The organism is Streptomyces luteireticuli (assembly GCF_041519305.1).
GTDB classification, from domain to species: Bacteria; Actinomycetota; Actinomycetes; order Streptomycetales; family Streptomycetaceae; genus Streptomyces; species Streptomyces luteireticuli.
This window is the reverse complement of the sequence record NZ_CP167928.1, coordinates 533,410-545,076: the sequence shown is the minus strand read 5'-3', so window position 1 is coordinate 545,076 and position 11,667 is coordinate 533,410. Positions and strand designations below refer to the sequence as shown.

Annotated in this window: 11 protein-coding genes and 2 pseudogenes; 10 read left to right on the top strand and 3 right to left on the bottom strand. The window is 67.9% G+C overall.

The window, feature by feature from the left end:
• Positions 1-316 precede the first annotated feature (316 nt).
• From AB8735_RS38345 to AB8735_RS38325, 5 genes and pseudogenes are all read left to right on the top strand, one after another.
• Positions 317-658, top strand: a pseudogene (locus tag AB8735_RS38345) (transposase family protein); the annotation flags it as partial.
• 110 nt (positions 659-768) lie between these two features.
• The gene (locus AB8735_RS38340; RefSeq protein ID WP_372412489.1) at positions 769-1,071 is read left to right on the top strand and encodes a hypothetical protein; all 303 of its coding nucleotides are present in this window, start codon (positions 769-771) and stop codon (positions 1,069-1,071) included.
• Positions 1,072-1,137: 66 nt separating this feature from the next.
• On the top strand, positions 1,138-1,446 hold the full coding sequence (locus AB8735_RS38335) for a transposase (protein WP_372404934.1): 309 nt from the start codon (positions 1,138-1,140) through the stop codon (positions 1,444-1,446).
• Positions 1,443-2,363 carry an IS3 family transposase gene (locus tag AB8735_RS38330; protein ID WP_372404936.1) on the top strand — a complete coding sequence of 307 codons (921 nt, stop codon included), beginning with the start codon at positions 1,443-1,445 and terminating at the stop codon, positions 2,361-2,363. Before AB8735_RS38335 ends, AB8735_RS38330 begins: the two co-directional genes overlap by 4 nt.
• Positions 2,341-3,066, top strand: a complete 726-nt coding sequence (locus AB8735_RS38325; protein WP_372412483.1) for an ISAs1 family transposase — start codon at positions 2,341-2,343, stop codon at positions 3,064-3,066. The genes AB8735_RS38330 and AB8735_RS38325 overlap by 23 nt, the downstream gene beginning before the upstream one ends.
• A 462-nt stretch (positions 3,067-3,528) precedes the next feature.
• Here AB8735_RS38325 and AB8735_RS38320 read toward each other — a convergent pair whose 3' ends face one another.
• The gene (locus AB8735_RS38320) at positions 3,529-4,296 is read right to left on the bottom strand and encodes a hypothetical protein (protein WP_372412270.1); all 768 of its coding nucleotides are present in this window, start codon (positions 4,294-4,296) and stop codon (positions 3,529-3,531) included.
• 44 nt (positions 4,297-4,340) lie between these two features.
• On the opposite strand from AB8735_RS38320, the gene AB8735_RS38315 reads away from it, so the two are divergent.
• Positions 4,341-5,465, top strand: coding sequence for a hypothetical protein (locus tag AB8735_RS38315; protein WP_372412369.1), 1,125 nt, complete (start codon positions 4,341-4,343; stop codon positions 5,463-5,465).
• Between the two features lie 225 nt (positions 5,466-5,690).
• Here the strand turns inward: AB8735_RS38315 and AB8735_RS38310 are convergent, their stop codons facing one another.
• Complete coding sequence (locus tag AB8735_RS38310; protein ID WP_372412367.1) at positions 5,691-6,638, bottom strand: aromatic ring-hydroxylating dioxygenase subunit alpha; 948 nt, start codon at positions 6,636-6,638, stop codon at positions 5,691-5,693.
• Positions 6,639-6,931: 293 nt separating this feature from the next.
• Between AB8735_RS38310 and AB8735_RS38305 the strand changes: the two genes are divergently transcribed.
• From AB8735_RS38305 to AB8735_RS38290, 4 genes and pseudogenes are all read left to right on the top strand, one after another.
• Positions 6,932-8,425, top strand: coding sequence for a flavin-containing monooxygenase (locus AB8735_RS38305; protein WP_372412365.1), 1,494 nt, complete (start codon positions 6,932-6,934; stop codon positions 8,423-8,425).
• 76 nt (positions 8,426-8,501) lie between these two features.
• Positions 8,502-9,008 (top strand): transposase family protein, encoded by a 507-nt coding sequence (locus AB8735_RS38300; protein WP_372412363.1) that lies wholly within the window; start codon positions 8,502-8,504, stop codon positions 9,006-9,008.
• Between the two features lie 32 nt (positions 9,009-9,040).
• Positions 9,041-9,649: a hypothetical protein gene (locus tag AB8735_RS38295; protein WP_372412362.1), complete on the top strand. Its 609-nt coding sequence runs from the start codon at positions 9,041-9,043 to the stop codon at positions 9,647-9,649.
• A pseudogene (locus AB8735_RS38290) lies at positions 9,532-9,897 on the top strand (ISL3 family transposase); the annotation flags it as partial. The gene AB8735_RS38295 and the pseudogene AB8735_RS38290, both read left to right, overlap by 118 nt.
• 62 nt (positions 9,898-9,959) lie before the next feature.
• On the opposite strand, the gene AB8735_RS38285 reads toward AB8735_RS38290, so the two are convergent.
• The gene (locus tag AB8735_RS38285; RefSeq protein ID WP_372412360.1) at positions 9,960-11,630 is read right to left on the bottom strand and encodes a tyrosine-type recombinase/integrase; all 1,671 of its coding nucleotides are present in this window, start codon (positions 11,628-11,630) and stop codon (positions 9,960-9,962) included.
• Between the last annotated feature and the right edge of the window lie 37 nt (positions 11,631-11,667).

The window sequence follows — 11,667 nt, the reverse complement described above, 5'->3', positions numbered from 1 at the left end:
CAGCCAAGGCCAGCAGGGCGCGGTAGCCGTCGCTCGTGGTGGGGAACTGCGCGTCGCCCAGGTGCCGTCCGATGGGGTCGACGACGGCGGCGTGGTGGGTGTCGGCGTGGGTGTCCACGCCGCCGAAGACGTCCGGGCGCTGATCGGTCATGATGGGGGTGCTGTCCTTCCGGGTTGCTTCGATGGGCAGCACACGCCGGCCGGGCGGCGGACAAAGCAGTGACGGGGGCTTCTCGCCCAAGCTCCTATCAGGTCACGAGCGCCCGGTCAGCTGTGTGCACCGTGGCCCTCCGCAGCGAGTCGACAGTTCTCCGACATGACAGCCATGGGGTGTCAGCTTCGATGTGGGTCAGACCCGGCGGAGGACCACGGCACCATCATCACTGCTTCGATGTGCCGTCAGTCTGCCACCGTCTGTCTGGTGAAGTCACCCACGCGTCAACACCGCGTGATTTCCGGGCTGGAGGGGCGGCTGCGGACACTGCCGGACCCGCGCCGACGTCGGGGGCGTCGTCACTCTCTGGTGTCGGTACTGCTGATCACGGCCTGTGCGGTCCTGGCCGGTGCCTGCTCCTATGCCGCGGTCGGGCAGTGGGCCCGCCACGCCCCGCAGGATGCCCTGGCCCGCCTCGGTGTCCGGGCCGCCGGCCCCCTGGCCGTGCGGCAGGCGCCGAGCACATCGACGATCCGCAGGGTCGTGCTCGCGGTGTGCCCCGGGGCCTGGCCGACCTGCTCGGATGTGCCCCGGACAGGGCAGGACGGGTGGCCGTGGACGGCAAGGCCGCCCGCGGTTCACGCACCGATGCCGGCCCGGCAGCCCACCCGCTCGCTGCTGTCACCGGTGACGGGCGGACCGTCACACAGCTCCGAGTACCGGACAAAACGAACGAGATCACCTGCTTCGCGGCACTGCTGGAGCCCTTCGGCCTCACCGGCACCGTCGTGACGGCCGACGCCCTGCACACCCAGCGCACACACACGAAGTTCCTGGTCGGGGAGAAGAAAGCGCACTGCCTGCTGACGGTCAGGCCGAGCCGGCCACGCCTGCACGCCGCACTGCGCGCGCTGTGAGCTTCCCCCGAGATGCGGAGTCAGTTGACAGAGGGTCAGATGGGACTCATGAGAGGACCTTCGACCATGGCTGCCCCGAGAAGATATCCGCTGGAGTTGCGTGAGCGTGCGGTGCGGATGTACCGCACCTCCGACCCGAGGCCGCAGATCAAGAAACTGGCCGTCGACCTCGGCGTGCATCCGGAGGCCCTGCGCGGCTGGATCCGCCAGGCCGAGGCCGATGCCGGCGAGCGCGACGACCGGCTCACCACCGACGAGCGGGCCGAGCTCACGGCCCTGCGCAAGGAGAACGCCCAGCTCAAGCGGGCCAACGACGTGCTGCGGACGGCCTCGGCGTTTTTCGCGGCGCAACTCGACCCGACCCGGCCCAGGTGACGGCGCTCGTTGACGAGCATCCCCGCCTGGGGGTCGAGTGCGTACTCCGGGAGCTCCACATCCCTTCCGCCACTTACTACCGCTGGCGCCGCGCGGAGAAGGAGCCGTGCGAACGGCGCCGCCGGGACGTCGAGCTGACCGAGCAGATCCGCACGATCCACGCCGACTCCGGCGGGATCTACGGCTCGCCGCGGGTGCACGCCGTCCTCAAACGGGAGGGCGTCCGCGTGGGCCGCAAGCGGGTCGAACGGCTGATGCGCGAGGACGGTCTTGCGGGCGTGAGCCCACGCCGCAAGAGCGGCTTCACGCGCCGGGACCCGAAGGCCACCTTGGCCCCGGACCTGGTCAACCGGGACTTCACCGCACCCGCGCCGAACCGGCTGTGGGTCACCGACCTCACAATGGTTCCGACCGGCGAGGGGCCGCTGTGGCTCTCGGCGATCCGCGACGCGTTCTCCCGCCGGGTGGTCGCCTGGGAGACCTCCGCCCGCGCCGATGCGGACCTGGTGCTGACCACCCTCGAGTACGCCCTCTCGTCCCGCGAGGTCGAGCCGGGCAAGCTCATTCACCACGCCGATCACGGCTGTCAATACACGTCCATCAAGCTCACGACCCGGTTGGTGCGGGCGGGAATTGAGGCGTCCATGGGGTCCGTGGGGGACTCGTACGATAACGCCCTCGCGGAAAATCTGTGGATGCTGATCAAGACCGAGGGCCTGCGCGGCCGCACCTTCGCCACACGTGCCGAGGCGAACCTCGCGCTCTTCGAGTACATCGACGGTTTCTATAACCCCCGCCGCATCCAAGAACGGCTCGGCTACCTCAGCCCGATCGAGTTCGAGGAGAAGCACTACACCGACCAGGCGACGGCCGAACCAGCGAACCTGAACACCCATCAACCCGTCCCGACCTGCTGATCAGCAACTCTCACGCAGCGGGGGAACCTCACTGCCCCGGACACAGTGCACGGCCCGCCGTTACAACCGGGACGGGGGGCACGGCCGGCAGGAGACCCGCTCCGTGCGCGTACTGACCGTCACCGGCATGGGCATCGACTTCCCGCACACGGCCCAGGCCGCGAAGATCCTGCGGTACCGCACCGATGCCAAGACCGGAAAGACCACGCGGCAGACCGTCTACGCCATCACGGACCTCACCTCGCACCAGGCCTCCCCGCAGCAGATCGGATACCTGGCCCGGGCACAATGGGTGATCGAGAACCGGCTCCACCACGTCCGCGACACCACCCCCGCCGAGGACGCTTCCAAGATCCGTACAGGACACGGCCCGGAGAACATGGCCACCCTGCGGAACCCTGCCGTCAACACCCTCCGGGACGCCGGACACCACAACATCGCCACCGGCCTCCGCGAGACCTCCTGTCATCCCCTCACCCACCCCCTCGACCTCCTCCACCTAACCCGACCAGCACCAACCCCCAACCGTCAGGACTTTGAATCAGCCCTGCGACGCGTCCGGCGACGCCACTCACCTTCAACGAGTTGGGGTGTTTCCGGGCAGGGCGCGTTACCGGTCAGGGGAAGCACCGATGCACCACCCGGGCCCGGGAACCGTCCCGTTGTGCACAACCCCGCGCGCTTCCCGCCCGCCACAGGGTGAGTCTGCGCATGCCCCTTTACCCGCTCCCGAAAGACACTGCTCACGCCTGGGCCCGTGCCTGCGTGCTCTGCATTGATGAGGAGCACGCTTGACCGGCTTTGGCATCGGCGGGTCTCTCCTCGGCCTGGCCCGGAAGGTGCCCGGCGACAGTTCGGCCGCCTGGCCACACCGCGGGCACGGGCGGCCGCGTCGGCTGCTTCAGCCTACCTATGGGCACAACACTGCTGAGATGGGTTTTTGGAGGGCCCGGAGAGGGCGGCAACCAGCATGATCTCGAACGATGGTGTGGTTTTGCGCCTGCAAGCCCTGGTCGAGGTCGTCGGGACCGACGGGGGCATGATCAGTCCTGCGGTGTACGACACCGCCCGTTCCGTAACGTTGCTGCCTCACAACAGCGAAACCCGCGACCGGATGCTGGGCTGGATCGTGGCCCAGCAGCAGGCCGACGGTGGCTGGGGCGACTCACGAGTTCCCTGGGCGCGGGATCTGCCGACCGTGGCAGCTCTGCTCGCCCTGCACCGGCACCGTGCGTATCTCGAACAGGTACGTAGTGCGCTGTCGTTTCTCCACGCGCATGCTTCCCGATGGTGGAGCGATCCGCTGCCGCTGGACCTGCCTGTTGGCCTTGAGCTCACACTCCCCGCGCTGTTCGACGAATCCGCCAGCCACGGCCTCGATCTTCCATCGGCCCCATACGGGCCACTGCGCGCGTTGAGTGAGCAGCGTCGGCGCACCATCGGGGCCCTGGCACCGCACTCGCCCGGAACCCCGGCCGTGCATTCCTGGGAGGCCTGGGCCGACCAGAGCGCCATAGAACTTGTCGACGACAGCGGCGGGGTCGGCCACAGCCCCGCAGCGACCGTGACTTGGCTGCATCGCATCGGCGCCCTCGGCTCTGGCGCTGAACAAGGTCGCCGTTACTTGGTCAAAGCACAGGCCGCCACCCGCACCGACTGCTCGCTGCCCACTGTATGGCCCATCGGCAACTTCGAACGCGTCTGGATCCTGCATGCCCTCACGCTTGCCGGTCTGCTCACCCACCCCAACTTGCGCACCACCTGCACCGAGCAACTGACCCGCATCGAACGATCCCTCACACCCAACGGCATAGGGATGAGTGATGCCTTCATGGTGGATGGAGACATTACTGCCACTGCGGTCGCCACACTCCGGCTCGCGGGACGGCCCATCGACACCACTTTGATCGAGCAATTCCGTAAAGAGGACCACTTCGGCACAAGCTCACGTCAGCCGCCGCAGCCATCCTCGCTCTCATGCTCCATACGCAAAAAGGAACCAGGCTACTTGGAGAAGAAGGACCATTGGATACTTCCGCTATCAGTATTCCACCCGTCTATTGCCCGATCGCGTCGGCAATTCACCCTAATTCCGGGACCATCCAGGCCCGGTCCATCGAATGGATCACCGGTCTCGATTACTTCAGCCATCCGACCCGTCTTCCAAGGATCATCGGATCCCGGGCCGGACAACTCTCCGCCCGCCTCGCACCCGACGGATTCGACGACCATGTGCAGACCACTGCCGACGTCTTCACCTGGCAGTTCGCCTTCGACGACGACCGCTGCGACAACAGCGAACTCGGCCACGACTCCGACGGCTACCTCTGCCTGCTCGCTGAGCTTCTGGCCGTTACCAACACGCTCGACGCCGAACCACCCAGCGACGACCCGTACATCATCCTCCTGCATGGCCTATGGCGCCGCATCCGTGACCAGACCCCGCCGGGCCTGGCCCACCGCATCATGGATGCCAACCGCGAGTGGCTCGTCAGCATGGCCATTCAGGCCAGCAGTGCCGCCCGCGGCAACCGAAGTCTCAATCACTATGCCGTTTACCGCCAGTGGTCCGGAGCTCATCTGAGCACTTGCGCCAATCTCGAGAATTCCTATCGGGTCCACGTGCCACCTCAGGAGTTCCATTCCCCACGCGTCCGCGCTGCCACAGCAGCCGTCGGCCTCATTGTCTGCTGGGACAATGACCTGTTCTCCTACCGCAAAGAGATCACAGGCCAACAGGTCGAGAATAACGCCCTGCTGCTCGTGATGGAGGAGCGGGGATGCTCGCTCCAGGAAGCCGTGGATATCGTCGTTGCTCAACGTGACCGCACCGTTTGCCTCTTCCTTAAACTCCGAGAACTCCTCCTGCCCACTGCCAGTCACGAGCTACATGAATACCTCAAGGCCCTCGGCCACTACATCCGAGGCTGCCTCGACTGGTATCTCACTACCCCCCGCTACACGCACATCGGGGGCTCTGACGGCTACGAGCGCTACGATTGCCTCACCCTCCCCGTCGGCTGGGCCGACACCCCTTCAGACTCCACCTTGGAACCGATCGAGGGCCTACCCGCTGTTGCCTGGTGGTGGGACCAGCTCTGATTTCCCGGAGTCTGTTCTTTTTGCAGTCCCATCCAACCGGGTAGTTAGCGGATTTCCCCTGGTGGCAAGGGTGTTGGTGACCACTGCGTGGCGGGGGTCTGTACCGAATGCTTTACAGACCCTCCTCACCCCTGGGCATGCCGATTATTCCGGCAGGGTGAAGGCTCGCCAGTGTATTTTCGCTGCCGCGGCCGGCCGACTCGGGGTCGAGGCCCCTCGACCGGGTCACGAGGGCGGATAGAACTGGCGGACCCAGCGGCGGTATGAGCCGATGGCCTCGTCGCCCGCGGCGAGGCGGGGGCGGGGCTCGTAGCGTTTGGTGTTCCAGATCTTCAGGTCGTCTTTGAGGGCGTTGACCGCGCCCCACAGGATTCCCCGGGCGACGCTCCGTGCCAGAGGCTGCCGCAGGAGTGGCAGAGCAGACCGTGGCGTCCCGTCGAGGCCGGTGCACGCCGCCGCGACCAGCATGCGCGTGCTCCGGGGACCGGTCGGCGTGTGCATGGCCCAGAGGTGGATCGCGAGGCCGAGCGGGGGCATGGAGGTGTCGGTGCGGAAGCAGCCCACTCCCGCGAGGAGGAACGAGTACTCGCTCGTGATCTTCAGCGTGGGAAACGGCTTCGGCGCCAGCTGCAGGCGAAGCCGGAGGAAGGGTCCCTCGGCCTGCGGCGGTACGAGTTCCCGCGCTGCCACCCCGTGCAGCGTGTTCAAGTGCCGGTAGTCGAGCGAGTTCTCGGAGAGGTCCTGGGCGTGGGTGAGCACATCGGCGGTCCAGACGGCCGTGGGAGGGGGGATCGCTCCGGGCACGCCGGGAATCTCCCACGCGGGCGGAGCGTCGTCGTGGCCGCGCCAGACGAAGACGAAGCCGTCGCGTTCGCAGAGGGTGTGGTGCTCCAGCCGGATCCGCGGTGCCCGGCCGCCGGGGGCGTGGACGCAGGCGCCGTCGGGGGCGTAGGCGAAGCTGTGGAACGGGCACACCAGGTTCCGGCCCTCGACCGTGCCGAGGCCCAAATGGGCCCCGAGGTGCGGACAGTAGGGCCGCACCGCGTAGGGCCTGCCGTCGCGGGTGCGGTAGAGGACGACATCCTCGCCCGCGAACCTGCGGGTCAGGACAGCGCCCGGGGCGAGATCGCGGGAGAGCGCCAGGCAGAACCAGCCGCTGGGGTAAGGCAGCACTGGGCCCCGGCCGTCTCCCACGACACTCGGTCCCGCCTCGTCCCCGTCCTGTCCCTGTCCCGTCCCCATGCCACGCATGCAACCGCAGAGGCGGGCTGGCGAACATCCTTCATGCAGAAAAACACTCGTATGAGTGGCATTACGCTGATATCACCCTTGTGGCCCCCGTCGGGGCCTACTGTTTGGCCTCTTTCTGTTTGGCAGGGGGTGCCGCCGTGACCGAGGAGCCGGCAGAGAGCCGCGATCACGAAACACAGGCGCATGAGGCAGCCCGGGCGCGCGAGGCAGCCGACGTGCACGAGGCAGAGGTCCTCGTCACCGGGGCCGGCTTGTCCGGGGTGGCCGCCGCCATCGCCCTGCGCCGGGCCGGTTTCGACGGCGTCGTCGTGCTGGAGAAATCCGCGCGGCTCGGCGGGACTTGGCGGGACAACACCTACCCCGGGTGCGGCTGCGACGTCCCCTCGGTGCTGTACGAGTACTCCTTCGCCCCCCACTCCTGGAGCCGTTGCTTCGCCGCCCAGCCCGAGATCCTCGCCTATCTCGAGACCACCGCGGCGGCCCACGGAGCCGACAAGGCGATCCGCTACGGCACGGAAGTTCTCGGCGGCCGCTGGGATCCGGACGCGCACCGCTGGACCCTGCGGACCACCAGCGGCACCTGGAAGGCCCGCGCCGTCGTCGTGGCCACCGGCCCCTGGCACCGGCCCCGCTACCCCGACGTCCCCGGCCTCGACGGCTTCCCCGGGCCCGTCTTCCACTCCGCCCGCTGGGACCACTCCACCGATCTGACCGGGCGTCACATCGCCGTCGTCGGCACCGGAGCCTCCACCGTTCAGTTCCTCCCCGAGATCCAGCCCCGGGCCGCTCGCGTCGATGTCTTCCAGAGCACCGCCGACTGGGTACTCCCCAAACCGGACTACACCCTCTCGCCGGGCGCCCACCGATTCCTGAAGCGCCACCCCGCGGCCCACCGTGCGCTCCGCGGCCTGCACCACTGGACACAGGAAGCCGTCGGCGTGCCCCTGCGCCATCCCTGGATGCTGCCACCGCTGGAGGCCGTAACCCGCCGCCACCTGCGCACCTCGGTACCCGACCCCGCCCTGCGCCGGGCACTGACTCCCCGGCACCGCCTCGGAGGCCGCCGCCTGATCGCCTCCGACACTTACTACCCGGCCCTGACCAGGTCCAATGTCCACCTTTACCCGACCCGTGTGACCGAAGTGCAGGGATCCGACGTCATCGGCGCCGACGGCACCCGCACCCGCGCCGACCTCATCGTCCTCGCCACTGGCTTCCACATCGGGGACTTGCCTCTGGCCCACCGCCTCCACGGCGCCGATGGCGCCACGCTGACGCAGACCTGGTCCCAAGGCCGCCGCGCCTACCTGGGCACCAGCGTCAGCGGATACCCCAACCTCTTCCTCCTCCTCGGACCAAACCTGCTCACCGGCCACACCGCGGTGCCCACCGTCCTCGAAGCCCAGCTCCGCTTCATCACCACCGCCCTCACCCACCTGCGCGCCGACGGACACACGGCGATGGACGTACGGGCCGAGGCGGAGGCGACGCATCACACCGCCCTTCACGCCGCGCTGCAGACCACCGTCTACAACACCCGCCGGCTGCTCCAGCTATTACTTCAGCCACCCTGGTGTGAACACGTTCTGCTGGCCCTGGTCCACGCGCAGGCTCGTCAGGCGCCTGCACGCGTTCGACCCCAGCGCCTACAGCTGGTCATCGTCGGCCGCGGGTGTGTCCGGATGATGGGTCTTACAAGATTTTCGTAGCCGTTGATCGATACCCAGACTGCTGACGCAGTGTCGTTGCGGGTGCAGACTGTTGCAGTGTGACGTGGAGTTGACGATGCTGCTGCCGCAGCTGGCCGCGGTGCAGGTCGAAGCAGTGGAGGCCGGCGAGGACGTCATCCGGATCACGGCACGGACGCATGCCGGGGTGTCGGCCGCCTGCCCGGGATGTGGGCAGACGTCGGGCTGGGAACACAGCCGGTATGTGCGGCATGTCGCGGACGAGGCGGTCGGCGGCCGCCCGGTCATGGTCGACCTGTCGGTGCGGCGGATGTACTGCGAGAACCCGGACTGCTCGAAGCAGACGTTCGCCGAGCAGGTCGAGGGCCTGACAGTTCGCTACCAGCGCCGGACTCCGGCTCTGCAGGCGGTGGTTGAGGCGGTCGCCCGTGCGTTGGCGGGCACGGCCGGGGCCTGCCTGCTGCTCCGCCTGCACCACGTGCTCAGCTGGGCTACCGTACTGGCCTGCCTGTTGCATATCCTCCTGCCCGAGCGGCCGGTGCCCCGGGTGCTGGGGATCGACGAGTTCGCCCTGCGCAAGGGCAACGCTACGCGACGATTCTGATCGACGCGGAAAGCGGCCAGCGCATAGAGGTCTTGCCCGACCGGAAGATGGCCACCGTCACCGCCTGGTTACGCGAGCATCCCGGGGTCGAGATCGCGTGCCGGGACGGGGCCGGGGACTTCGCCCAGGCCATCACCGACGCCGACCCCACGATCGCGCAGAGCATGGATCGCTGGCATCTGTGGCACGGTCTCGGCGAGGCAGCCTGGAAGGAAGTCGGGACGCACAGCGCCTGCTGGGCGAAGATCGGTCCGCCGGTGTCCGAGGGCAGACGCGCCGTGACTACCCGTGAACGTTGGCGGCAGGTCCATCAACTCCTGGACGCGGGCGTCGGCCTGCTCGACTGCTCCCGTCGGCTGAATCTCGCCTTGAACACGGTCAAACGCTATGCCCGCCATACCGAGCCCGAGCAGCTGATCCGGGCCCCGGCCTACCGGCCCACCCTGGTCGACCCCTACCGCGAGCACCTGCGCCGCGCCGGTCCGAGAATCCGGCCGTTCCCGTCACCCACCTCCTCAGCGAGATCAGGGAACTCGGCTACACCGGAAGCGCGAACCTGCTGGTCCGCTACATCAACCAGGGCCGCGTCGAGGCCGACCATGCCACCCTTTCGCCACGCAAGGTCACCGGACTCCTCCTGAGCGATCCCGCCCGCCAAGGCGAGGAGCGGAGCGTTCTGCGCGACCAACTCGCGGCTGCCTGCGCGGAGATGACCAGCCTGTCCGACCTGGTGAGCGCGTTCGCCCGGCTACTGCGCCCCGCACAGGACAACACGGAGGTGTTGACCGGCTGGATCGCACGAGCACTGGACGCAGACCTGCCCTTCCTTCACTCTTTCGCCACCGGCCTCGAACGAGACCGCGCCGCCGTCAACGCCGCACTGACCCTGCCCCACTACAACGGACGCACCGAGGGCGTCAACAACAAGATCATTCTGTGGAATCAGAATTGTCAAGCTTGCTGTGCTTTGCCCTGGCAGACAGCGAGGATCGGCAGGAGGGTGGCGTTCGTTGGGACGTCGAGCTGCCGGGGTGTTGGCCCGGCCGGGGTGGGAGCGTCGGCGAGTCTGTCGAGGAGGCGGTCGAGCACGCTCTGGCCGTCGGTGACGGCTGCCTGCTCATCCTCGGTGAGCGGGATCGAGACGGCCATCTTCTGCAAGTTGCCCTTGGCCTCCAGTAGTTGGGCCTTCGTGGAGTCCTTGGGGGTGTAGAAGTCGCAGCGTGCGCAGGCCATGCGGTGCTGGCACTGCTCGAAGAAGGTGTAGGTGCAGTAGCCGTGTCCGAGGTCGTAGTGCTGCCAGGGTTCGCCGGTTCCGACGGCGCCGGTGGTGACCGCGTCGCGGTCGACCAGGACCTCGATGGTGCGGACGTTCCGCTCGAAGTAGCCGGCCTCGGAGTATGCCTTGGAGAGGGTGTTCGGGGTGATCTTTGCGTAGTACTGGGTGGATTGCGGTGATCGGTGTCCGAGCCAGGCTTGCAGCTCGAACAGTGTCATCGGTTCCTTGGCGTTGTAGAGCTGGCTGGCGATGGTGGACCGGGCCCGGTGGCTGGTGATGTTCCCGCGGACGTCGGCGTCCGGGACTCCTGCCTTGCGGCAGAGCATCGGGATGATCGTGTTGTTGATGTAGCTGGTGGAGACGCGGCGGGCCCGGACGGCGAACAGTAGCTCGGCGTGTTCGCCGGTGCGGCGGTCGGTGAACTTCGGCTGGTCCGGGCGGACGGCCTGCCAGGCGTCGATGGCCTGGCCGAGGATCGGGTCGACCGGCTTGGTGAAGGCGGTGCCGGTCTTGTGGGTCGGGACGTCGAGCAGGCAGACCGCGTCACGAGCCAGCACCTGCTGCGAGTCGCCGGCAATGGGTTCTCCGTCGTGCTGCCAGCGGATGCAGCCCAGTCTCAGCCGGGCGATCTCGTTGCTGCGTTGACCGGAGAACAGCCAGGTCAACGTGACCGCGCGGACCAGTTCGAAGGGATAGAAGTGCCCGGACCGGGTCTGCGGAAGATCTGCGGGATCAAGATTGAGGCCGGCCCACAACAGTTTCGCCCAGACCTCGTCGGCGATCACCCGTGGGTCGGGGCCGAGGAGGGCGGTGATGCTGCGGGGGATGGCCAGAGCGCGGAGTGGGTCGAAGCGGCGGGGCAGCCACTCCCATTCCTGGCAGTCACGGAAGAACGTCCGCAGCGCGGTGATCTGTCCGGCCTTGGTGGGCGCCTCCAGCGGCTTGCCGAGCCGGTCCTTGAGGCCGGCCGTGCGCTGGACGTAGTCGCCGACCTTCATCCGGTCCAGTGCGGCGATCCAGGTCGCGCAGGTCTGCCGCGTCCAGTCGGCGGGATTGGCGGCGTCGGGCTGTTCGGCGGTGATCCACCGGCCGACCCGCAGAAGGGTGGAGCGGATGCTGCCGCGGACGCGCGGCGTGAGGGCGGAGGTGTCGTGCCAGCGGTTGGCCCACTGTTCCCAGATCTTGGCGCCGCCGGTGGCCCTCGCCGAGTGACGGCCGGTGCTCTGCAGTGGTGGATCGCAGAATCCGAGCTCGGCGACCGCCCGCTGCAGAGCGTGCAGGGTGTTCAGCCGGGCGCCCTCCAGCAGCCGTTCCCGGCGGACCCTGTCGAACAGCGCGGTGTCCATGTCCTGCAGGTGCGGGCTGCGGTTGAGTAGAAACAGC

What these genes read in the sequence shown, in the direction of transcription:
- AB8735_RS38300 (WP_372412363.1), top strand. Translation starts at nt 8,502, where the DNA reads ATGCTGCTGCCGCAGCTGGCCGCGGTGCAGGTCGAAGCAGTGGAGGCC.
- AB8735_RS38335 (WP_372404934.1), top strand. Translation starts at nt 1,138, where the DNA reads ATGGCTGCCCCGAGAAGATATCCGCTGGAGTTGCGTGAGCGTGCGGTG.
- AB8735_RS38315 (WP_372412369.1), top strand. Translation starts at nt 4,341, where the DNA reads ATGCTCCATACGCAAAAAGGAACCAGGCTACTTGGAGAAGAAGGACCA.
- AB8735_RS38285 (WP_372412360.1), bottom strand. Translation starts at nt 11,630, where the DNA reads ATGGACACCGCGCTGTTCGACAGGGTCCGCCGGGAACGGCTGCTGGAG.